This window comes from Maricaulis sp., from assembly GCF_048270265.1.
GTDB lineage: Bacteria > Pseudomonadota > Alphaproteobacteria > Caulobacterales > Maricaulaceae > Maricaulis.
On record NZ_JBLWTD010000007.1, the window covers coordinates 1 to 18,382 of the forward strand.

The 18,382-nt window shown below is 60.7% G+C and carries 32 protein-coding genes; 30 read left to right on the top strand and 2 right to left on the bottom strand.

The window, feature by feature from the left end:
• From rpsJ to ACN0YF_RS05435, 28 genes are all read left to right on the top strand, one after another.
• On the top strand, positions 1-242 hold a 242-nt coding region (gene rpsJ, locus ACN0YF_RS05300), incomplete at its 5' end, for a 30S ribosomal protein S10 (protein WP_417493597.1).
• Between the two features lie 4 nt (positions 243-246).
• Positions 247-1,008 (top strand): 50S ribosomal protein L3, encoded by a 762-nt coding sequence (gene rplC, locus ACN0YF_RS05305; RefSeq protein ID WP_417493598.1) that lies wholly within the window; start codon positions 247-249, stop codon positions 1,006-1,008.
• Positions 1,005-1,640 carry a 50S ribosomal protein L4 gene (rplD, locus tag ACN0YF_RS05310; protein ID WP_417493599.1) on the top strand — a complete coding sequence of 212 codons (636 nt, stop codon included), beginning with the start codon at positions 1,005-1,007 and terminating at the stop codon, positions 1,638-1,640. Before rplC ends, rplD begins: the two co-directional genes overlap by 4 nt.
• A gap of 2 nt (positions 1,641-1,642) precedes the next feature.
• Positions 1,643-1,939, top strand: a complete 297-nt coding sequence (locus ACN0YF_RS05315; RefSeq protein ID WP_417493600.1) for a 50S ribosomal protein L23 — start codon at positions 1,643-1,645, stop codon at positions 1,937-1,939.
• 1 nt (position 1,940) lies between these two features.
• Entirely contained in the window at positions 1,941-2,777 is an 837-nt protein-coding gene (gene rplB, locus ACN0YF_RS05320; protein WP_417493601.1) for a 50S ribosomal protein L2, read from the top strand.
• A 10-nt stretch (positions 2,778-2,787) separates the two neighbouring features.
• A complete protein-coding gene (rpsS, locus tag ACN0YF_RS05325) occupies positions 2,788-3,066 on the top strand; it encodes a 30S ribosomal protein S19 (RefSeq protein ID WP_091770301.1) in 279 nt (92 codons plus the stop codon).
• Positions 3,067-3,069: 3 nt separating this feature from the next.
• Entirely contained in the window at positions 3,070-3,450 is a 381-nt protein-coding gene (rplV, locus tag ACN0YF_RS05330; RefSeq protein WP_417493602.1) for a 50S ribosomal protein L22, read from the top strand.
• Positions 3,450-4,154 (top strand): 30S ribosomal protein S3, encoded by a 705-nt coding sequence (rpsC, locus tag ACN0YF_RS05335; RefSeq protein ID WP_091770296.1) that lies wholly within the window; start codon positions 3,450-3,452, stop codon positions 4,152-4,154. Before rplV ends, rpsC begins: the two co-directional genes overlap by 1 nt.
• Positions 4,155-4,166: 12 nt before the next feature.
• On the top strand, positions 4,167-4,580 hold the full coding sequence (rplP, locus tag ACN0YF_RS05340; RefSeq protein ID WP_339740756.1) for a 50S ribosomal protein L16: 414 nt from the start codon (positions 4,167-4,169) through the stop codon (positions 4,578-4,580).
• 14 nt (positions 4,581-4,594) lie between these two features.
• Positions 4,595-4,801 carry a 50S ribosomal protein L29 gene (gene rpmC, locus ACN0YF_RS05345; protein ID WP_091770292.1) on the top strand — a complete coding sequence of 69 codons (207 nt, stop codon included), beginning with the start codon at positions 4,595-4,597 and terminating at the stop codon, positions 4,799-4,801.
• A 3-nt stretch (positions 4,802-4,804) separates the two neighbouring features.
• A complete protein-coding gene (rpsQ, locus tag ACN0YF_RS05350; protein ID WP_417493603.1) occupies positions 4,805-5,041 on the top strand; it encodes a 30S ribosomal protein S17 in 237 nt (78 codons plus the stop codon).
• Between the two features lie 40 nt (positions 5,042-5,081).
• Positions 5,082-5,450 carry a 50S ribosomal protein L14 gene (gene rplN, locus ACN0YF_RS05355; protein ID WP_339740751.1) on the top strand — a complete coding sequence of 123 codons (369 nt, stop codon included), beginning with the start codon at positions 5,082-5,084 and terminating at the stop codon, positions 5,448-5,450.
• Complete coding sequence (gene rplX / locus ACN0YF_RS05360; RefSeq protein WP_417470268.1) at positions 5,450-5,767, top strand: 50S ribosomal protein L24; 318 nt, start codon at positions 5,450-5,452, stop codon at positions 5,765-5,767. Before rplN ends, rplX begins: the two co-directional genes overlap by 1 nt.
• Positions 5,760-6,314, top strand: a complete 555-nt coding sequence (gene rplE, locus ACN0YF_RS05365; RefSeq protein WP_417493604.1) for a 50S ribosomal protein L5 — start codon at positions 5,760-5,762, stop codon at positions 6,312-6,314. Before rplX ends, rplE begins: the two co-directional genes overlap by 8 nt.
• A 48-nt stretch (positions 6,315-6,362) precedes the next feature.
• On the top strand, positions 6,363-6,668 hold the full coding sequence (gene rpsN, locus ACN0YF_RS05370; protein ID WP_417493605.1) for a 30S ribosomal protein S14: 306 nt from the start codon (positions 6,363-6,365) through the stop codon (positions 6,666-6,668).
• A gap of 12 nt (positions 6,669-6,680) precedes the next feature.
• Positions 6,681-7,076, top strand: a complete 396-nt coding sequence (gene rpsH / locus ACN0YF_RS05375; RefSeq protein WP_417470272.1) for a 30S ribosomal protein S8 — start codon at positions 6,681-6,683, stop codon at positions 7,074-7,076.
• Between the two features lie 12 nt (positions 7,077-7,088).
• Positions 7,089-7,622: a 50S ribosomal protein L6 gene (gene rplF, locus ACN0YF_RS05380; RefSeq protein WP_417493606.1), complete on the top strand. Its 534-nt coding sequence runs from the start codon at positions 7,089-7,091 to the stop codon at positions 7,620-7,622.
• Between the two features lie 8 nt (positions 7,623-7,630).
• Positions 7,631-7,993 carry a 50S ribosomal protein L18 gene (gene rplR, locus ACN0YF_RS05385; protein ID WP_417493607.1) on the top strand — a complete coding sequence of 121 codons (363 nt, stop codon included), beginning with the start codon at positions 7,631-7,633 and terminating at the stop codon, positions 7,991-7,993.
• 12 nt (positions 7,994-8,005) lie between these two features.
• On the top strand, positions 8,006-8,617 hold the full coding sequence (gene rpsE, locus ACN0YF_RS05390) for a 30S ribosomal protein S5 (RefSeq protein ID WP_417493608.1): 612 nt from the start codon (positions 8,006-8,008) through the stop codon (positions 8,615-8,617).
• A gap of 11 nt (positions 8,618-8,628) precedes the next feature.
• Positions 8,629-8,814 carry a 50S ribosomal protein L30 gene (rpmD, locus tag ACN0YF_RS05395; RefSeq protein ID WP_339740735.1) on the top strand — a complete coding sequence of 62 codons (186 nt, stop codon included), beginning with the start codon at positions 8,629-8,631 and terminating at the stop codon, positions 8,812-8,814.
• A gap of 39 nt (positions 8,815-8,853) precedes the next feature.
• A complete protein-coding gene (rplO, locus tag ACN0YF_RS05400) occupies positions 8,854-9,327 on the top strand; it encodes a 50S ribosomal protein L15 (RefSeq protein WP_417470279.1) in 474 nt (157 codons plus the stop codon).
• Between the two features lie 33 nt (positions 9,328-9,360).
• On the top strand, positions 9,361-10,704 hold the full coding sequence (secY, locus tag ACN0YF_RS05405) for a preprotein translocase subunit SecY (RefSeq protein WP_417493609.1): 1,344 nt from the start codon (positions 9,361-9,363) through the stop codon (positions 10,702-10,704).
• On the top strand, positions 10,701-11,267 hold the full coding sequence (locus ACN0YF_RS05410; protein WP_417493610.1) for an adenylate kinase: 567 nt from the start codon (positions 10,701-10,703) through the stop codon (positions 11,265-11,267). Before secY ends, ACN0YF_RS05410 begins: the two co-directional genes overlap by 4 nt.
• A gap of 144 nt (positions 11,268-11,411) precedes the next feature.
• Positions 11,412-11,780, top strand: coding sequence for a 30S ribosomal protein S13 (gene rpsM / locus ACN0YF_RS05415; protein ID WP_417493611.1), 369 nt, complete (start codon positions 11,412-11,414; stop codon positions 11,778-11,780).
• A 10-nt stretch (positions 11,781-11,790) separates the two neighbouring features.
• Positions 11,791-12,180, top strand: a complete 390-nt coding sequence (gene rpsK, locus ACN0YF_RS05420) for a 30S ribosomal protein S11 (protein WP_091770259.1) — start codon at positions 11,791-11,793, stop codon at positions 12,178-12,180.
• Positions 12,181-12,255: 75 nt separating this feature from the next.
• On the top strand, positions 12,256-13,275 hold the full coding sequence (locus tag ACN0YF_RS05425) for a DNA-directed RNA polymerase subunit alpha (protein ID WP_417493612.1): 1,020 nt from the start codon (positions 12,256-12,258) through the stop codon (positions 13,273-13,275).
• A 44-nt stretch (positions 13,276-13,319) separates the two neighbouring features.
• Positions 13,320-13,742 (top strand): 50S ribosomal protein L17, encoded by a 423-nt coding sequence (gene rplQ / locus ACN0YF_RS05430; protein WP_417483044.1) that lies wholly within the window; start codon positions 13,320-13,322, stop codon positions 13,740-13,742.
• 87 nt (positions 13,743-13,829) lie between these two features.
• Complete coding sequence (locus tag ACN0YF_RS05435) at positions 13,830-15,230, top strand: Do family serine endopeptidase (RefSeq protein ID WP_417483043.1); 1,401 nt, start codon at positions 13,830-13,832, stop codon at positions 15,228-15,230.
• Here the strand turns inward: ACN0YF_RS05435 and ACN0YF_RS05440 are convergent.
• Positions 15,227-15,643, bottom strand: a complete 417-nt coding sequence (locus ACN0YF_RS05440) for a VOC family protein (RefSeq protein ID WP_417493613.1) — start codon at positions 15,641-15,643, stop codon at positions 15,227-15,229. The two genes, ACN0YF_RS05435 and ACN0YF_RS05440, sit on opposite strands and share 4 nt — an antisense overlap.
• Positions 15,644-15,691: 48 nt before the next feature.
• Between ACN0YF_RS05440 and ACN0YF_RS05445 the strand changes: the two genes are divergently transcribed.
• The gene (locus tag ACN0YF_RS05445; protein WP_417493614.1) at positions 15,692-17,008 is read left to right on the top strand and encodes a replication-associated recombination protein A; all 1,317 of its coding nucleotides are present in this window, start codon (positions 15,692-15,694) and stop codon (positions 17,006-17,008) included.
• Positions 17,009-17,074: 66 nt separating this feature from the next.
• Positions 17,075-17,449 carry a TonB-dependent receptor gene (locus tag ACN0YF_RS05450; RefSeq protein ID WP_417493615.1) on the top strand — a complete coding sequence of 125 codons (375 nt, stop codon included), beginning with the start codon at positions 17,075-17,077 and terminating at the stop codon, positions 17,447-17,449.
• Here ACN0YF_RS05450 and ACN0YF_RS05455 read toward each other — a convergent pair.
• Positions 17,430-18,155: a hypothetical protein gene (locus ACN0YF_RS05455; RefSeq protein ID WP_417493616.1), complete on the bottom strand. Its 726-nt coding sequence runs from the start codon at positions 18,153-18,155 to the stop codon at positions 17,430-17,432. The genes ACN0YF_RS05450 and ACN0YF_RS05455 overlap by 20 nt on opposite strands.
• Positions 18,156-18,382 lie beyond the last annotated feature (227 nt).

Here is an 18,382-nt window from a genome sequence, read left to right on the forward strand (position 1 = left end):
TCGTCTCTACGGCAAAGCGCACTGGCGCGAACGTGCGCGGGCCGATTCCGCTGCCGACGCGCATTGAGAAATTCACCGTGCTGCGTTCGCCGCACATCGACAAGAAGTCGCGTGAGCAGTTCGAGATCCGGACCCACAAGCGCCTTCTCGATATTGTCGACCCGACCCCACAAACGGTAGACGCGCTGATGAAGCTCGACCTGTCCGCCGGCGTGGACGTCGAGATCAAGCTGGGAGCCTAGGACCATGCACCAGGAAGATCGTAGAACCGGCGTGGTTGCCCGCAAGCTCGGCATGACCCGCGTTTTTGCTGAAGACGGATCGCACGTGCCCTGCACGGTGCTCCATCTTGAAGGTTGCCAGGTTGTGGCCCACAAGACCGTCGAAACCGACGGTTACCTGGCGCTGCAGCTGGGTTCCGGCACGGCGAAAGCCAAGCGCACGCCAAAGGCGATGCGCGGGCATTTCGCGAAAGCCAAAGTTGCTCCCAAGCGCAAGCTTGTGGAATTCCGGGTTCCGGAAACCGCAGTGATCGAAGTCGGCGCCGAGCTGACTGCCGACCACTTCGTACCAGGTCAGAAAGTTGACGTGGCCGGGACATCGATTGGTAAGGGTTTTGCAGGCGCGATGAAGCGTCACGGCTTCGGCGGTCTTCGGGCCACCCACGGCGTGTCGATTTCGCACCGCTCGCACGGTTCTACCGGTCAGTGTCAGGATCCGGGCAAGGTGTTCAAAGGCAAGAAGATGGCCGGCCATATGGGTGCCGTGCGCGTGACAACCCAGAATATCGAGGTTGTTCGTGTCGATACCGATCGCGGCCTGGTGCTTGTCAAAGGTGCAGTCCCCGGTTCCGCCGGTGGCTGGGTTGAGTTGCGGGATGCCATCAAGGGTCACGGCGCTGCCGATCTGCCCCTTCCTGGCAAGTTCCGTACGCTCGACGCAATCAACGCTCCGGCGGCCGATCCGGCTCCGGTGGCCGTTGATGGCGAAGAAGGAACGGAAGCATGAAGTTCGAGGTAAAGACCCTCGCGGCGAAAAATGCCGGTGCCATCGAGCTTGACGATGCCGTTTTCGGTATCGATGAAGTTCGCGCCGACCTTTTGCAGCGTGTCGTCAAGTGGCAGCTCGCCGCTCGGCAGCAAGGAACGCACAAGACCAAGGGCCGTTCCGAAATCGCCCGCACCAAGAAGCGGTTTGGCAAGCAAAAGGGCGGCGGTACTGCACGTCATGGCGCTCGCTCTGCTCCGCAATTCGTCGGTGGTGGCAAGGCACACGGTCCTCGCGTCCGCAGCCACGCCCACGATTTGACGAAGAAGCTGCGCTCGCTGGCCCTGTGCCATGCGCTGTCGTCCAAGGCCGGTTCGCAATCGCTCATCATTCTTGATGATGCGACGCTGAGCGCGCCCAAGACGAAGGAATTGCGCAATTCATTCGCCGGTCTCGGTGTTTCGAATGTGCTGATCATCGATGGCGAGGCCGTCAATGAGAATTTTGCACTCGCGGCTCGCAACCTGCCGTGCGTCGACGTTCTGCCCGTCCAGGGCCTGAATGTTTATGACGTGCTGCGTCGCGATACGCTGGTTTTGACCAAGTCGGCCGTGGCGAAGATCCACGAACGTCTTAGCGCGAAGGAGGCTTGAACATGTCAGCTGCTGCGCGCCATTACGACACCATCCTGGGTCCAGTGATCACGGAAAAGTCCACCCTGCTGTCGGAAGACGGCAAGGTTGTCTTCTTTGTGCCGCTGAGCGCCAACAAGAAGGAGATCGCCGAGGCGGTCGAAGAGCTCTTCAAGGTGAAAGTGACGGCCGTGAACACGATCAGGATTCACGGTAAAACAAAGCGCTTCCGCGGTATCAGCGGTCGTCGTAGTGACCAGAAAAAAGCGGTCGTGACCCTCGCCGAGGGTCACTCGATCGATGTGACGACGGGGCTCTAAGATGGCTTTGAGAACATTCAAACCAACGTCTCCGGGCCGTCGCGCTCTCGTGCTTGTGGATCGCTCCGCACTGCACAAGGGCCGTCCGGAAAAATCCCTTGTTGAGGGTCTGTCGAAACACGGCGGCCGCAACAATACGGGACGCATCACTGCCCGCCGTATCGGTGGCGGTGCCAAGCGTCTGTACCGTCTTGTCGACTTCAAGCGTCGCAAGTGGGACATGCCGGCTACGGTCGAGCGTCTGGAATACGATCCGAACCGGACCGCTTTCATCGCGCTGATCCAGTACGAAGATGGCGAGAAGTCCTATATCCTGGCGCCACAACGCCTGGCGGAAGGCGATGTCATCATCGCTTCGGCCAAGGTCGATGTGAAACCGGGTAATGCGATGCCGCTCAAATCGGTTCCGGTTGGCACGATCCTGCACAATGTCGAACTCAAGCCTGAGAAGGGTGGCCAGATTGCCCGCTCTGCCGGTGCTTATGTTCAGCTGGTTGGCCGCGATAATGGCTATGCCCAGATCCGTCTGGCCTCCGGCGAGCTTCGCATGGTGTCTGACAAGTGCATGGCAACGGTCGGTGCGGTCTCTAATCCGGACCACTCGAACATCAATCTCGGCAAGGCCGGTCGCAAGCGCCACATGGGCAAGCGTCCGTCGGTCCGCGGTGTTGTCATGAACCCGGTTGATCACCCGCACGGCGGCGGCGAAGGCCGCACCTCCGGTGGTCGCCATCCGGTGACGCCATGGGGCAAGCCGACCAAGGGTGCCAAAACACGCAAGAACAAGTCTACGGACAAGTTCATCATCCGCTCGCGTCACGAACGCAAGAAGCGATAGGGAGCCGACGATGCCTCGTTCTGTCTGGAAAGGTCCGTTCGTCGACGGCTATCTGCTGAAAAAAGCGGAGAAGTCGCACGAAGGTGGCCGTAAACAAGCGATCAAGACCTGGTCGCGCCGTTCAACCATTATGCCGCAATTCGTGGGCCTGACTTTCCAGGTTCACAACGGCAACAAGTTCGTGCCTGTGCTCGTGTCGGAAGACATGGTCGGTCACAAGCTTGGTGAGTTTTCACCGACCCGGACCTATTACGGTCACGCGGCCGATAAAAAAGCGAAGCGGAGATAAGAGATGGGAAAATCAGCCAATCCTCGCCGCGTCGCCGATAATGAAGCGCGCGCCAAGCTGCGGACGATCCGCACGAGTGGCCAGAAGCTCAACCTGGTTGCCGCACTGATCCGCGGCAAGAAGGTCGAGCGGGCTCTCGCCGATCTGGAATTCTCCCGCAAGCGTATTTCGCTTGATGTGAAGAAGACCCTCGAGTCTGCGATCGCGAACGCCGAAAACAATCACGGCCTCGACATCGATTCACTGATCGTTGCCGAAGCATTCGTGGGCAAGAACCTGGTGATGAAGCGTTTCCGGGCCCGTGCCCGTGGCCGCGGTGCCAAGATCCTGAAACCGTTTTCCGAGCTCACCATCGTGGTTCGCGAAATTGAGGAGGCCGCCTGATGGGTCAGAAAGTTAATCCGATCGGTCTGCGCCTCGGTATCAACCGTACCTGGGATTCCCGCTGGTATGCATCGGCTGGCGAATACGCCAAGCTGCTGCACGAAGACCTCGCGATCCGCAAAGTGCTGAAAGAGCGCCTCAAGGCCGCCAGCATTTCCAAGATCGTGATCGAGCGTCCGCACAAGAAGTGCCGGGTCACCGTTCACACGGCGCGTCCGGGTGTGGTGATCGGCAAGAAGGGCTCCGATATCGAAGTCCTGCGCCGCGAACTCTCGAAAATGGTCGATGGCGAAGTCTTCCTGAACCTGGTTGAAGTTCGCAAGCCTGAGATCGATGCCACGCTCGTCGCGGAATCGATCGCTCAGCAGCTCGAGCGCCGTGTGGCTTTCCGCCGCGCGATGAAGCGTTCACTGCAGTCGGCGATGCGTATGGGTGCCAAGGGCTGCAAGGTCGTCTGCGGTGGCCGTCTCGGCGGTGCCGAAATCGCCCGGACCGAACAGTATAATGAAGGCTCCGTGCCGCTCCACACGCTGCGTGCGGATATCGATTATGGGACCGCCTCCGCCAAGACCGCGATGGGTATCATCGGGATCAAGGTCTGGATCAACAAGGGCGAGATCATGGAACACGACCCGATGGCCCAGGAGCGCCGGCTCCAGGAGTCGGGTGAGCAGCGCGCCCGTTCGGGCCGCCAGGCTGCGTAAGGAAATCGGGTCATGCTGCAACCGAAACGTACAAAATTCCGCAAAGCCCATAAGGGTCGGATCAAGGGTGTTGCCAAAGGCGGCTTCACGCTGAACTTCGGATCTTACGGTCTTAAGGCGCTTGAGCCTGAACGCGTTACCGCGCGTCAGATTGAAGCGACCCGCCGCGCCATTACCCGTCATATGAAACGGGCAGGGCGCGTGTGGATCCGTATCTTCCCGGACGTGCCGGTTTCCAAGAAACCGACTGAAGTCCGGATGGGTAAAGGTAAGGGCACGCCAGAATTCTGGGCGTGTCGTGTGAAACCGGGCCGGATCATGTTCGAAATCGACGGTGTTCCGGACGATGTCGCACGTGAGGCCCTGTCGCTCGGCGCTGCAAAGCTGCCGATCAAGACAAAAATCGTCGCCCGGTTGGGCGAGTAAGGGAGAGCGGAACGATGAAACCCGTTGACGTTCGCGCCATGACCGAAGATCAGCTGAAGGATAATATCCTCAAGCTGAAAAAGGAGCAGTTCAATCTGCGCTTCCAGGCGGCTACAGGCCAGCTGGAAAACACGGCTCGTTTTACCCAGGTTCGCCGCGACATCGCGCGTCTCCGGACCATTCAAAGCGAGCGCAAGTCGCAGCAAGAGCAAGGGAGTTAAGCGATGCCGAGGCGTATCCTGCAAGGCGTCGTGGTGAGCGATAAAGGTACCAAAACCGTTGTGGTTCGGGTGGAGCGGACATTCCTGCACCCCCTGCTTCGCAAGACGGTTCGCCGTACCAAGCGTTATCACGCGCATGACGAGCAATCCGCATTCAAGGTCGGTGATATGATCCAGATCCAGGAATGTGCACCCAAGTCGAAACTTAAGCGGTGGGAGGTAGTTCCGGGTCAAGCCTAGGCTTGAACTGGAAAACGCCATCTCATAAGGAGGATCTGCGATGATCCAGATGCAGACAAATCTGGACGTGGCCGACAATTCCGGCGCACGCCGTGTGCAGTGCATTAAGGTGCTCGGCGGCGCCAAGCGCCGTTATGCCCACGTCGGCGACATTATTGTCGTTTCCGTCAAGGAAGCCATTCCACGCGGCCGCGTGAAAAAGGGTGATGTCCGCAAAGCGGTCGTCGTTCGCGTCCGTAAGGACATCAAGCGCAAGGACGGTACCGTCATTCGCTTTGATTCCAATTCGGCTGTCCTGATCAACAATAATAACGAGCCGCTCGGCACGCGTATCTTCGGACCGGTTCCGCGCGAACTTCGCGCCAAGAACCACATGAAGATCATCTCGCTGGCTCCGGAGGTGCTGTAATGGCTGCCAAGATCAAGAAGGGCGACAAGGTCGTCATTCTCGCTGGCCGTGACAAGGGCAAGACCGGCGAAGTCATGAAAGTGATTCCAGCCGAGGACCGGATGATCGTTGCCGGCGTGAACGTGGTGAAACGCCACACACGCGCAACGCAAGCCGATCCAGGCGGGATCAAGGAAAAAGAAGCCACGATCCACAAATCCAATGTGGCTCTGGTCGATCCGAAAACTGGTGAGCCGACCCGTGTCGGTTTCAAGACGCTTGATGACGGCCGCAAGGTTCGTTTCGCCAAAAGTTCGGGTGAGGTGATCGATGTCTGATTCATACACGCCACGCCTTCGCACGAAATATCGCGAGGAAATCCGCGATAAGCTGAAGGAAAAGTTCGGCTACGCCAACGTCATGCAGATCCCGCGCCTGGACAAGGTCGTGATCAATATGGGTGTTGGTGAAGCAGCCCAGGATTCCAAGAAGATCAAGGGCGCGCTCGAAGACCTCCAGGCGATCTCCGGCCAGAAGCCGGTCCAGACCGTCGCGAAGAATTCGATCGCTGGCTTCAAGCTGCGCGAAGAACAGGTGATCGGGGCCAAAGTAACCCTGCGCCAGGATCGCATGTACGAGTTCCTCGACAGGCTGATCACGATCGCGCTTCCGCGGGTCCGGGATTTCCGTGGCCTGAACGGCAAGAGCTTCGATGGTCGCGGCAATTACGCGATGGGCTTGAAAGAACATATCGTTTTCCCTGAGATCGACTATGACAAGGTCGAGAAGATCCGGGGCATGGACATTGTGGTGTGCACCACCGCAAATTCGGATGAAGAAGCGAAGGCTTTGTTGGCCGAGTTCGATTTTCCGTTTTCGAACTAACGCAACAAGGGCGCGGGCCGATCGGGCCCTGCACGCAGGAGAGACTAAATGGCGAAAAAATCTGCAGTGGAGCGCAATCGCAAGCGCGAGCTCTTGGTCAAGCGTTATGCGACCAAGCGCGAGCAGCTGAAGTCGATTGCGCGTAATAAGGACCTGCCGGTTGAGGAGCGCTTTGCCGCTCAGCTCAAGCTGGCAAGCCTGCCGCGGAATTCCGCGGTATCGCGCGTGCGCAACCGTTGCCTGGTCTCGGGCCGGCCGCGTGCTTTCTATCGCAAGTTCCGCATGTCGCGTATCGCGATGCGTGATCTGGCCAGCCAGGGCTTGGTGCCCGGCATGGTCAAGTCGAGCTGGTAAGGGAGCGCGAACATGGTGAATGATCCTCTCGGCGATATGTTGACCCGTATCCGTAATGCGCTGATGCGCAACAAGCGGACTGTCAGCACGCCAGCCTCGGCCCTGCGCCGTCGCGTTCTCGAAGTTCTGAAGAGTGAAGGCTATATCCGCGACTATGCGGAAGTCGAACACTCGACGGGCATGAAAGAACTCGAAATCGAGCTGAAATACTACGAAGGTGACTCGGTGATCCAGAATATCAAACGGATCTCGAAGCCAGGTCGCCGCGTCTATTCCGGCGTTAAAGATATCGCCCTCGTCCAGAACGGCCTCGGCATCGCTATCCTGTCCACCCCTCAGGGTGTGATGTCGGATACGAGTGCCCGTGAAGCCAATGTGGGCGGGGAAATTCTCTGCCACGTAAGCTAAGGGGGCGCACCTATGTCACGTATCGGTAAACTCCCAGTCGCGATTCCGGCCAATGTCACCACGACGCTGACCGAGACCGGCCTGACCGTCAAAGGACCCAAGGGCGAATTGTCCATGGTGTTCGTTCCTGAGGTGTCTGTCACCCAGGAAGAGGACGGCTTCAAGGTCACGCCTCGCGACATGACGAAGCGCGCACGTTCCATGTGGGGCTTGCAGCGCGCACTGGTGGCCAATCTGGTCCAGGGTGTCACAGCGGGTTACGAGAAGAACCTCGAGCTTGTCGGCGTCGGTTATCGCGCTGCCATGCAGGGCAATGCCGTGAAGCTGGCCCTCGGCCTGTCGCACGACGTTGTCTATGAGCCGCCTGCAGGCGTCACGATTTCATCTACGAAGCCCACCGAGATCAAGATCGAAGGTGCGGACAAGCAGAAGGTTGGCCAGGTTGCCGCCGAAATCCGCCGCTTCCGTCCGCCTGAGCCTTACAAGGGCAAGGGTATCAAATATGCTGGCGAATACATTCGCCGCAAAGAAGGCAAGAAGAAGTAGGGCGAGCGATGAAAAACCAACGCGAAAAATCAGTCCGGCGCGCCCAGCGCACCCGGACCCGTCTGCGGAAATTCGCCAATGGGCGCCTGCGCCTGTCCGTCTTCCGTTCTTCGAAGAACATCTATGCCCAGATCATCGACGACACGAATGGCGTCACTGTCGCCTCCGCGTGCTCGCTCGAGGAAGCTGCCAAGAAGGAGCACCCGAAGGGGGGCGATGTCACGGCAGCGGGTATCGTCGGCAAGATGATCGCCGAACGCGCCGTCAAGGCTGGCGTGAAAGAGGTCGTCTTCGATCGCGGCGGCAATATGTTTCACGGGCGTGTCAAAGCGCTTGCAGAGGCGGCCCGCGAGGGCGGCCTGAGCTTTTAAGGGAGCGGACGCATGGCTCATCCAAACGAGCAACAGCGCGATCGCGGAGATCGTGGTGATCGGGGTCGCGGACGCGGTCGTGGTCGTGACCAAGAGCGTGAAGACGAATTCGTCGACAAGCTCGTTCACATCAATCGCGTTGCCAAGACGGTCAAGGGCGGCCGGAACTTCCAGTTCGCCGCGCTTGTCGTCGTCGGTGACAAGAAGGGCCGTGTCGGCTTCGGTCAGGGCAAGGCCCGCGAAGTTCCTGAAGCCATTCGCAAGGCTACGGACGAAGCCAAGAAGAGCTTGATCCGCGTGCCGCTGCGCGAAGGCCGCACCCTGCATCATGACGGCAAGGGCCGTCACGGTGCCGGCAAGGTGGTTCTGCGTGCTGCGCCTCCAGGTACCGGCGTCATCGCCGGTGGCCCGATGCGCGCTGTGCTCGAAACCCTCGGGATCCACGATGTTGTCGCCAAGTCGGTCGGCACCTCCAACCCGTACAACATGATCCGCGCCACTTTCGACGCGCTGAAATCGCAGGCGAGCCCACGCTCGGTTGCGGCCAAGCGTGGCCTGAAGGTTGGTGATGTGGTGAACCGCCGCGATGATGGCGCGTCCTCACCCGAAGCGATCGAAGCGTAAGGATCGCTGTCATGGCCAAGAAGACCCTCAAAGTACGCCAGACCCGGAGCCCTATCCGTCGTCCGGCTGATCAACGCGCGACCCTGGTCGGCCTCGGTCTCAACAAGATCGGCCGCGAGCGCGTCCTGGAAGATACACCGTCTGTCCGTGGCATGATCGCCAAGGTCAGCCATATGGTGGAAATCGTCGAAGAGTAGGTCCCTTGCGGGATACCGCTCTTTCGAATGGAGAATGACATGCGTCTCAATGAATTGCGCGACAATGATGGCTCGACCAAGAACCGTTTTCGGGTTGGTCGCGGTATCGGCTCTGGCAAGGGCAAGACCGGCGGCCGCGGCGTAAAAGGCCAGAAGTCACGCTCCGGCGTGGCCATCAAGGGCTTTGAGGGTGGCCAGATGCCACTCCACATGCGTCTGCCAAAGCGCGGCTTCAACAAGCCGAACCGCAAGGCCTGGGCCGAAATCAATCTTGGCCGGATCCAGAAGGCTATTGATGCCGGACAGATCGACGCCAAGAAGCCGATCGATGCCGACGTCCTGCGCGGCGCCGGCCTGGTTCGTCGTGAGCTTGATGGCATCCGCCTCCTTGCAAAGGGCGAACTGAAGACCAAAGTTGAGATCACCGTTGCCGGCGCTTCCAAGCCAGCCATCGAGGCTGTCGAAAAAGCTGGCGGTAAAGTGAATCTGCCCGCGGCAGCGTCCGCGGAATAAGCGGTCTAGCGCCGGCCGCGAGGGGAATAGCTAATGGCTTCAGCTGCCGAACAGCTTGCTGCAAACATGAATTTCAGCTCCTTCGCGAAGGCGAAGGAGCTGCAGCAGCGCATTCTGTTCACGGTCATCATCCTGATCGTGTATCGCGTCGGAACCTGGGTTCCGATCCCGGGCATTGACCCGGTTCAGTACGCCCGCGTGTTCGAACAGAACTCGCAGGGTATCCTGAGCATGTTCAATGTGCTGGGCGGCGGTGCCGTCGAGCGCATGGCGATCTTTGCGTTGAATGTGATGCCCTACATCTCGGCATCGATCATCATGCAGCTGATGTCGGCCACCATTCCCAGCCTTGAAAAGCTGAAAAAGGAAGGTGGCGAGGCCGGCCGCAAGCAGATCAACCAGTATTCGCGCTACCTGACCGTCGTTCTGGCTACCGGCCAGGCCCTGGCGATTGCGATGGGCATGAATGCGGTCAATGCTGACGGGCTGAGCATGGCGCTCAATCCGGGACCATTCTTCATCGTCTCGACTGTCATTACCCTGGTAGGCGGCACGATGTTGCTGCTCTGGCTGGGCGAGCAGATTACCTCGCGCGGTGTCGGCAACGGCGTCTCGCTGATCATTTTCGCCGGTATTGTCTCGGCCATTCCCGGCATGCTGGGCAGTGCGCTGAGCCTGAGCGCCAGTGGCGGCATGGGCATGGGTACGTTCTTTGGCGGCTTCCTGCTGATCATCGCCGGCCTCGTGCTGGTGGTGTTCATCGAGCGCTCCCAGCGCCGCCTGCTGGTCCAGTACCCCAAGCGTCAGCAGGGCAACCGTATGGTCGGAGGTGATTCGTCCTTCCTGCCGCTGAAACTGAATACCGCGGGCGTGATTCCGCCGATTTTCGCCTCGTCACTGCTATTGCTGCCGGCGACCGCTGCAGGCTTCCAGTCGCAATCGGGTCCGGAATGGCTGCAGACTGCCGTCGCCTATCTCGGGGCCGGTACGCCGCTCTTCCTGAGCCTGTATGCCGCGCTGATCATCTTCTTCTGTTTCTTCTACACCTCAGTGGTGTTCAATCCGGAAGAGACGGCCGACAATCTGCGCAAGTATGGCGGCTTCCTGCCAGGGATTCGTCCTGGTCAGCGCACCACGGAATATCTCGACTACGTCCTTTCGCGCCTGACATTGATTGGTGCGCTCTATCTCACCCTCATCTGTCTGGTGCCGATGATGTTGAGCCCGGGAGGAGGGGGCGCCGCTCTTGGCGGTACGTCCATCCTGATCCTGGTCTCGGTGTCGATGGACACGATTTCGCAGATCCAGTCACACTTGCTGGCGCACCAGTATGAGGGCCTCATCAAGAAGTCCAAGCTGCGGGGCCGCAAACGATGAATATTATCCTGTTCGGACCACCAGGCTGCGGCAAGGGCACACAGTCCAAGCGGCTCGTCGCGGAACGCGGCTGGGTACAGCTGTCGACCGGTGACATGCTTCGCGCTGCCAAGGCTGCCGGAACCGAACTGGGTCAACGCGTCGCCGCGATCATGGATGCCGGAGATCTGGTGTCCGACGAGATCGTGATTGAATTGATCGAGGAGAGACTGCCCGAGGCGGAAGCCGCCGGTGGTGCAATCTTTGACGGCTTTCCACGCACCGTGGCCCAGGCAGAGGCGCTCGATGCAGCGCTCGCCCGCCGCGGCAGCAAGGTGGATTGCGTGATCCGCCTGAAGGTGGATGACAAGGAACTTGTGGCTCGCATGCAAAAGCGTGCAGCCGAAGAAGGACGTGCAGACGACAATATCGAGGCGTTTAAAGTGCGCCTCAAAAATTACCAGGACCAAACAGCGCAACTCATTCCGTTTTATGCCGATCAAGGCAAGATGCGGGAAGTGCCGGGAATGGGTCCTGTGGATGAGGTAGCGGCAGGAATTGCTGCTGCTTTGTCAGAGAACTGAACCAACCCTGTTGCAACCCCATTGACGGGGGGGCAATGCTGACTGTAGATAGCGCCCTTCGCGAGACGGGCGAGCTCATGTGGCGACCGAAAGGTTGTCCATTGGTTCGCTCGCGCACGGCGTTCTGATTTTGGGAGATGGATTGTGGCCCGTATTGCCGGCGTCAATATTCCGACGAATAAGCGCGTGGAAATCGCGCTGAGCTATATCCACGGCATTGGCCCGGCCAAGGCGAAGGAGATCTGCGAGCAGGTTTCCATTGCGTCTGACCGCCGCGTCAATCAGCTGACGGATGCAGAAGTCCTGCAAATCCGCGAAGTGATCGATCGTGATCACCAAGTGGAGGGGGACCTGCGCCGTGAGGTTGCTGTGAATATCAAGCGTCTCATGGACCTGGGGAACTACCGTGGCTTGCGCCACCGTCGTGGCCTTCCGGTTCGTGGTCAACGCACCCACACCAATGCGCGTACGCGCAAGGGTCCCGCCAAGCCTATCGCTGGCAAGAAGAAATAGGGCCTAGATTATGGCTAAGGAACAAGGCCGCGTTAAGCGGCGCGAACGCAAGAACATCACATCGGGCGTTGCCCATGTGAGCGCGAGCTTCAACAACACCATGGTGACCATCACCGATGCGCAGGGAAATGCTATTTCCTGGTCGTCGGCTGGTCACATGGGCTTCAAGGGGTCGCGTAAATCGACTCCCTATGCGGCTCAGATGGCGGCTGAAGATGCTGGCAAGAAGGCCATGGAACACGGCATGAAGACCATCGAGGTGAAAGTCTCGGGTCCTGGGTCGGGTCGCGAGTCTGCGCTGCGTGCCTTGCAGTCGGTGGGTTTCACCATCACGACCATCCAGGACGTCACGCCGATTCCACACAATGGCTGCCGTCCGCCGAAACGCCGCCGCGTCTAGTACGTGTTTGTGCAATTCGGATATTGAACGCGCCGTCGGGGTCTCCCGCGCGGCTGATGAAGGGGCAGTAAGAACGTGATCGAAAAGAACTGGCAAGAACTCATCCGCCCGATGAAGCCGGAAATCGAGCCGGGTCATAACCCGTCCCGACATGCCAAGATCATTGCCGAACCGCTGGAACGCGGCTTTGGCATGACGCTGGGCAATTCGCTGCGTCGTGTGCTGCTGTCTTCGCTTCAGGGCGCAGCGGTCACCAACGTCCATATCGATGGCGTGGTGCACGAGTTTTCGTCGATCGATGGTGTGCGTGAAGACGTCACCGATATCGTGCTCAACATCAAGCAAATCGCCTTGCACATGCATGGCGAGGGCCCGAAGCGCGTTGTTCTGCGCAAGACCGGCCCTGGCGTGGTGACGGCTGGCGATATCGAAGAGACGGCTGATATCGAGATCGTCAACAAGGACCTCGTCCTGTGCACGCTCGATGTTGGCGCTGAAATCCGCATGGAATTCACCGTCAATACCGGCAAGGGCTATGTGCCTTCCGATCGCAATCGTCCGGAAGATGCGCCCATCGGCCTGATCGGCGTCGACGCCCTGTTCAGCCCGGTCAAGCGGGTGTCCTATCGCGTCGAAAATACGCGTGAAGGCCAGGTGCTCGACTATGACAAGCTGATTCTTGAAGTCGAAACCGATGGCACCGTGTCACCGGAAGATGCTGTCGCCTACTCGGCGCGCATCCTGCAGGACCAGTTCCAGATCTTCATCAACTTTGAAGAAGCTGTGGAAGCGCGTCCGGCGGAAGACGACAAGCCTGAGCTCGACTTCAACCCGGCGCTGCTGCGCAAGGTCGATGAGCTTGAATTGTCGGTGCGTTCGGCGAACTGCCTGAAGAACGACAACATCGTCTACATCGGCGACCTGATCCAGAAATCCGAGGCGGAAATGCTCCGTACCCCGAATTTCGGCCGCAAGTCGCTTAATGAGATCAAGGAAGTTCTCGCCCAGATGGGTCTGCATCTTGGCATGGAAGCGCCGAACTGGCCGCCGGAGAACATCGAAGATCTCGCCAAACGTTTCGAGGACCACGTCTAGCAGGCAGCCGAGAGGCTCCCGACTGGACCTGAGGAGATCAAGCCATGCGTCACGGCATCGCACACCGCAAGCTCAACCGCACGCACTCGCATCGCAAAGCCTTGTTCGCCAATATGGCTGCATCGCTGATCGAGCACGAGCAAATCATCACGACCCTTCCCAAGGCGAAGGAGCTGGCTCCGTTCATGGACAAGCTCATCTCCCTGGCGAAACGTGGCGATATCCATGGCCGCCGTCAGGCGATGTCCAAGGTTCGCAACGAGGAACAGGTCAAGAAGCTGTTCGACACGCTCGGCGGTCGTTACACCGAGCGCAATGGTGGTTACACCCGCGTGCTCAAGGCCGGTTTCCGCCATGGCGACAACGCGCCAATGGCCGTTATCGAGCTGGTTGACCGCGACACTGCTGCGAAGGGTGCCGTCGACCGTGCGCGCGCCGCAGCGGCCAGCGACATGACTGACGAGTAAGCTTGTCGTCATCAAAATATCAGATCAAGGCGGTTAGCTCAGGCTAGCCGCCTTTTTCATGCCGAAAATCAGGATAATATGTGCGCCATGATCAGACACCTGTTTCTTGCTATCGTCCTGCTCGCGGCTCCCGCTGCGGCCCAGGAAACCGAGCTCCCGGTCAATCAGGACCGGATTGTCCCCGACAGCCGTGTGGAGATGCAGCTCTCCTTCGCGCCGATCGTGCGCGATGTGGCACCGGCGGTGGTGAATGTGTATTCGCGCCGGGTCGTGAACAACCAGAACCCGTTCGCCAATGATCCGGTGTTCTCGCGCATGTTCCGCTCGCAACCGCGTGAACAGAACTCGCTGGGTTCCGGCGTCATAGTCGACCATTCCGGCGTCATCGTGACCAATAACCATGTCGTCGCCGGCGCCACCGAATTGCGCGTCGTGCTCGCTGACCGCCGCGAGTTCGAGGCCACAGTGCTGTTGACCGATGAAGCAACCGATCTCGCCGTGCTCAGGATCGAGACCGACGAGCCGCTGCCGAGCCTGCCCTTCAACATGACCGATGATCCGGAAGTCGGCGATCTCGTGCTGGCGATCGGCAATCCCTTCGGTGTCGGCCAGACCGTCACCAGCGGTATCGTCTCGGCCCTCGCTCGCACGGATGTCGGCCAGACCGATTTTGCGTCCTTTATCCAGACCGATGCGGCGATCAATCCGGGCAATTCCGGCGGTGCGCTGGTGGATATGCGCGGCCAGCTGATCGGCATCAATTCGATGATCTTCTCGCGTTCGGGTGGATCGAACGGGATCGGTTTTGCCATCCCGGTCGAGATGGTGCGGCGCGTGGTCGATACGGCCCTGAGCGAAGGCGAGCTGATTCGACCCTGGCTGGGCGCACGCCTGCAGCCGGTCACCAGTGATATCGCCTCGACCTTCGATCTGGACCGGCCGCAAGGTGCCTTGGTCAGCGAGATCTATCCCGATGCCGCCGGCGATGCGGGCGGGTTGCGCCAGGGCGATATCGTGTTGGCGGTGGATGGCCACGAAATCAGCAATGATGCCGGTGCCCGTTTCCGCCTGGCGATCCGCGCTGCGGGCGAGAATGCCCGCTTCCAGGTCCTGCGGGATGGCGAGCAGATCGAGCTTGATATTCCGGTCAGCCCGGCGCCGGGCTCAGCCGAGCCGGCTCCTCTGACCGTTGAAGGGCGCAATCCGCTTTCCGGCGTCCGCCTGGTCGAACTTTCGCCGGCCTTCAACGAGACCGTGGGGCTCGATCCCTTCCTCGACGGCGTCGTGGTGATGAATGTCCAGCGCCGCTCCGTGGCAGCGCGCTATGGCTTCCGCCCCGGGGACCGTTTGATCGCGCTGATGGGCCAGCCGGTTTCCTCCGTGGAGGATGCCGCCGAGATCATGTCCCGCTTCGATGGTGAACGCCAATGGCCGATCGTGATCGATCGCCGCGGCCAGCGCTATGAGCCGACCCTGCGGCTCTATTAGGCCGCAGCCGGCGCCTTGAGCGTCACCAGGCCCCAGACATGCCCGAACGGGTCGCGCACCCTGCCGTGGCGGCCATAGAATTCATCGCTGCAGGGGCGCACCACAGCCGCTCCTGCAGCGATGGCGCGGTCGAACCAGGCATCGGCATCATCGACATAGAGCATCAGCGTGACGGTGGTGCGTCCGGCCACCGAGTCGGGTGAAATGGTGCCGATCTCCTTCTCATGCTCGGGAAATTCGTCGGCCAGATTGATGGTGCCGCCATTGATCCGCAGCGTCGCGTGGCCGATCTTGTCCTGATACTCGTAGCGCTCCAGCTCTTCGGCGGCGAAGGCGACCTTGTAGAAGGCGATCGCGTCGATGCCGCGCCGGACGCTCAGATAGGGCGCAATGGCTGTTCTGGTCTCGCTCATACCGTGTCTTCCCCTTGCAACAGCGTTGGCTGGCTCTAGCCTAGACCCATGTCGAGTCTGTTTGAAGCTGCCGGTCTCGAGACCGAAGCGCCGCGCCCGCTGGCGGACCGTTTGCGTCCGCGCGTGCTCGACGAGGTCGTGGGCCAGGACCATCTGCTCAGGGGCGATGGTCCGATTGCCCGCATGCGTGCTCAGGGGCGGCTGGCCTCTCTGGTCCTGTGGGGACCGCCCGGTGTCGGCAAGACGACGATCGCGCGTCTGCTGGCCGAGGATAGCGGCCTCGAGTTCGAGCCGCTCTCGGCGGTCTTCTCGGGCGTGGCCGATCTCAAGAAAGTCTTCGAACGGGCGCGCGCCCGCCGCGCCGCCGGCCGCGGCACCTTGCTGTTTGTCGACGAGATCCATCGTTTCAACCGCGCCCAGCAGGACGGTTTCCTGCCTGTGGTAGAGGAGGGGGTGGTCACCCTCGTCGGGGCGACGACGGAAAACCCGTCCTTCGAGCTCAACGCGGCCCTGTTGTCGCGCTGCCAGGTCCTGGTTCTCAAACGCCTGGATGATGCGGCGCTGGACGATCTGATCGCCCGCGCCGAGGAGGAAATGGGCCGCCCGCTGCCGCTCGACGATGATGCCCGCCATGCGCTCGCCACCATGGCCGATGGCGATGGGCGCTATCTGCTCAACCTGGTCGAGGAAGTCTTCACTTTCGAGCGCGAGACCCCGATTGACCGGATCGAGCTCGGGCGTCTGCTCAACAAGCGCGCGCCGGTCTATGACAAGTCGCGCGACGAGCATTTCAATCTCATTTCCGCCCTGCACAAATCGGTGCGCGGCTCCGACCCCGATGCGGCGCTCTACTGGCTGGCCCGCATGATCGAGGGCGGCGAGGATCCGCTCTATCTGGCGCGCCGCATTGTGCGCATGGCGATCGAGGATATCGGCCTGGCCGACAGTGCCGCCATCCATGCGGCCCTGGCCGCCAAGGACACCTATCAATTCCTCGGCTCCCCGGAAGGCGATCTCGCCCTGGCGCAGGCCGTGGTGCATCTGGCCTGTTCGCCCAAATCCAATGCCGTCTATACCGCCTGGAAACGGGCCCAGAAGAGCGCTCGCGAAACCGGCTCGCTGATGCCGCCGCCCCATATCCTCAACGCCCCGACCTCGATGATGAAGGATCAGGGCTATGGCGCCGGCTATCAATATGATCACGACGTCGAGGGCGGTGTGTCGGGGCAGGACTATTTCCCCGAGGAGATGCGCGAACGGCCCGTCTTCTACGAGCCGAAGGGCGCCGGCCGTGAGGCGGCGATTGGCGAGCGTCTGCAACGCTGGCGGGCCCTGCGGCGCGGCAAGGGGCCATCGAGCCCGTAACGATTGCGGCTTGCCAGTTTGCACTTCCCAGGACTAGCGTCGCGCATTCATCCTGGGGAGGACATCATGAAACTCTATAGAATCCATCTGGTGCTGGGCCTGGTCTGGCTGCTGATTGGCATGACGCTGGGCCAGATCATGGGCGAGAGCGGTGATCACGGCCAATTGCCGACCCATGCCCACATCATGCTGGTTGGCGGGGTGTTGTCGCTGGCCTGGGGATTGCTCTATCGCGTGCTGAACCTGCCGGCCAGGCTGATCGCGGGGATTCAGACGCTGGCACACCATCTCGGCAGCGTGTGCATGGTTGTTGCGCTCTACATGCTCTATGGCAGCATGGGCGAGCCGGCGAGCGTCAGCGTCTTCATCGGTCTGGGCGGCGTTGCCGTGATGCTGTCGGCTCTGCTGATGCTGCTGCTGGTTATTCGGGCGAAGGACTAGGCGCTTCGCAACTCTCGCCTTGCGCGGCGATCAACGCCGCCCAGGCATCCTCCATCGGCGCGAGGCCAAGGGCTGCCCGGCGGGCAGCGAGGTCGACCGGTCTGCGAATGCGTGCCGGTTGGCGCCGGCCGTCCACGCAGGCCGTAACCGTGCCGTAGAGCTGTCGCTCATTCTGGCTCATGGCGAGGGCGTCCGCCATTCGTGCAAAGGCCTGCGCGTCATAGCGGCCAGCCATTGCGACCGGTTCGAGGGCGGCGACGATGCGGGCGTGGCCAGCTTCGTCGCGCTCGGCCCAGCGCAGGAGATCAGCGGCGAGGCGGGGCTGTTCAAGTTCGAAGGCTGCGAAGCGCTCCGGCTCGAGCTGGGCCAGGGCCCATTGTGTATTGGCCGCCTCGACATCGGAGATCGTGTCCCGCGTCTCGCGCAGGATCTCGCCGCTCGCGCCGTCATCGAGATCGGAGCGGGTGATCACGGGCAACAGCAATTCGGCGAGATAACGCTCGCGCGCCTTGCGCCCCGCCAGCTCGGCGACCAGATCGCCCCAGGCCTCGTATTGCTCATCGAAGCGGGCGATCAGTGTAGTGGCATCGGTGGGCGGTGGTGCGGGGGTTTCGGCGATGGCATCGGCCGGTGCCGGTGCGGCATCTTCCGCCGGTCCGGTCTGGGCCGTCTGGAGGAGAAGAGTGGCGGCGATCAGGCAGAGCATGGCACGGAACCTCGCGTAGGGATGACCGGTTCAGTGTAGGGCGAAAAATCGCTCTGCCAAGGCTGGCAGACGCTATGTGCAGACAAAACAAAAGCGGGATCAGGTTGGAGCCTGGTCCCGCTTTTTGTCTGCATGATCATCTGTCCCGGGGGCCGCAGAGGCGGTCCGATAGGGGGCGCGTTCTAAGCGATCGTGCCGCCGAGAGCGACAGCCATGCCGCCGAAGAC

What these genes read in the sequence shown, in the direction of transcription:
- rplC (WP_417493598.1), top strand. Translation starts at nt 247, where the DNA reads ATGCACCAGGAAGATCGTAGAACCGGCGTGGTTGCCCGCAAGCTCGGC.
- rplD (WP_417493599.1), top strand. Translation starts at nt 1,005, where the DNA reads ATGAAGTTCGAGGTAAAGACCCTCGCGGCGAAAAATGCCGGTGCCATC.
- ACN0YF_RS05315 (WP_417493600.1), top strand. Translation starts at nt 1,643, where the DNA reads ATGTCAGCTGCTGCGCGCCATTACGACACCATCCTGGGTCCAGTGATC.
- rplB (WP_417493601.1), top strand. Translation starts at nt 1,941, where the DNA reads ATGGCTTTGAGAACATTCAAACCAACGTCTCCGGGCCGTCGCGCTCTC.
- rpsS (WP_091770301.1), top strand. Translation starts at nt 2,788, where the DNA reads ATGCCTCGTTCTGTCTGGAAAGGTCCGTTCGTCGACGGCTATCTGCTG.
- rplV (WP_417493602.1), top strand. Translation starts at nt 3,070, where the DNA reads ATGGGAAAATCAGCCAATCCTCGCCGCGTCGCCGATAATGAAGCGCGC.
- rpsC (WP_091770296.1), top strand. Translation starts at nt 3,450, where the DNA reads ATGGGTCAGAAAGTTAATCCGATCGGTCTGCGCCTCGGTATCAACCGT.
- rplP (WP_339740756.1), top strand. Translation starts at nt 4,167, where the DNA reads ATGCTGCAACCGAAACGTACAAAATTCCGCAAAGCCCATAAGGGTCGG.
- rpmC (WP_091770292.1), top strand. Translation starts at nt 4,595, where the DNA reads ATGAAACCCGTTGACGTTCGCGCCATGACCGAAGATCAGCTGAAGGAT.
- rpsQ (WP_417493603.1), top strand. Translation starts at nt 4,805, where the DNA reads ATGCCGAGGCGTATCCTGCAAGGCGTCGTGGTGAGCGATAAAGGTACC.
- rplN (WP_339740751.1), top strand. Translation starts at nt 5,082, where the DNA reads ATGATCCAGATGCAGACAAATCTGGACGTGGCCGACAATTCCGGCGCA.
- rplX (WP_417470268.1), top strand. Translation starts at nt 5,450, where the DNA reads ATGGCTGCCAAGATCAAGAAGGGCGACAAGGTCGTCATTCTCGCTGGC.
- rplE (WP_417493604.1), top strand. Translation starts at nt 5,760, where the DNA reads ATGTCTGATTCATACACGCCACGCCTTCGCACGAAATATCGCGAGGAA.
- rpsN (WP_417493605.1), top strand. Translation starts at nt 6,363, where the DNA reads ATGGCGAAAAAATCTGCAGTGGAGCGCAATCGCAAGCGCGAGCTCTTG.
- rpsH (WP_417470272.1), top strand. Translation starts at nt 6,681, where the DNA reads ATGGTGAATGATCCTCTCGGCGATATGTTGACCCGTATCCGTAATGCG.
- rplF (WP_417493606.1), top strand. Translation starts at nt 7,089, where the DNA reads ATGTCACGTATCGGTAAACTCCCAGTCGCGATTCCGGCCAATGTCACC.
- rplR (WP_417493607.1), top strand. Translation starts at nt 7,631, where the DNA reads ATGAAAAACCAACGCGAAAAATCAGTCCGGCGCGCCCAGCGCACCCGG.
- rpsE (WP_417493608.1), top strand. Translation starts at nt 8,006, where the DNA reads ATGGCTCATCCAAACGAGCAACAGCGCGATCGCGGAGATCGTGGTGAT.
- rpmD (WP_339740735.1), top strand. Translation starts at nt 8,629, where the DNA reads ATGGCCAAGAAGACCCTCAAAGTACGCCAGACCCGGAGCCCTATCCGT.
- rplO (WP_417470279.1), top strand. Translation starts at nt 8,854, where the DNA reads ATGCGTCTCAATGAATTGCGCGACAATGATGGCTCGACCAAGAACCGT.
- secY (WP_417493609.1), top strand. Translation starts at nt 9,361, where the DNA reads ATGGCTTCAGCTGCCGAACAGCTTGCTGCAAACATGAATTTCAGCTCC.
- ACN0YF_RS05410 (WP_417493610.1), top strand. Translation starts at nt 10,701, where the DNA reads ATGAATATTATCCTGTTCGGACCACCAGGCTGCGGCAAGGGCACACAG.
- rpsK (WP_091770259.1), top strand. Translation starts at nt 11,791, where the DNA reads ATGGCTAAGGAACAAGGCCGCGTTAAGCGGCGCGAACGCAAGAACATC.
- rplQ (WP_417483044.1), top strand. Translation starts at nt 13,320, where the DNA reads ATGCGTCACGGCATCGCACACCGCAAGCTCAACCGCACGCACTCGCAT.
- ACN0YF_RS05435 (WP_417483043.1), top strand. Translation starts at nt 13,830, where the DNA reads ATGATCAGACACCTGTTTCTTGCTATCGTCCTGCTCGCGGCTCCCGCT.
- ACN0YF_RS05440 (WP_417493613.1), bottom strand. Translation starts at nt 15,643, where the DNA reads ATGAGCGAGACCAGAACAGCCATTGCGCCCTATCTGAGCGTCCGGCGC.
- ACN0YF_RS05445 (WP_417493614.1), top strand. Translation starts at nt 15,692, where the DNA reads ATGTCGAGTCTGTTTGAAGCTGCCGGTCTCGAGACCGAAGCGCCGCGC.
- ACN0YF_RS05450 (WP_417493615.1), top strand. Translation starts at nt 17,075, where the DNA reads ATGAAACTCTATAGAATCCATCTGGTGCTGGGCCTGGTCTGGCTGCTG.
- ACN0YF_RS05455 (WP_417493616.1), bottom strand. Translation starts at nt 18,155, where the DNA reads ATGCTCTGCCTGATCGCCGCCACTCTTCTCCTCCAGACGGCCCAGACC.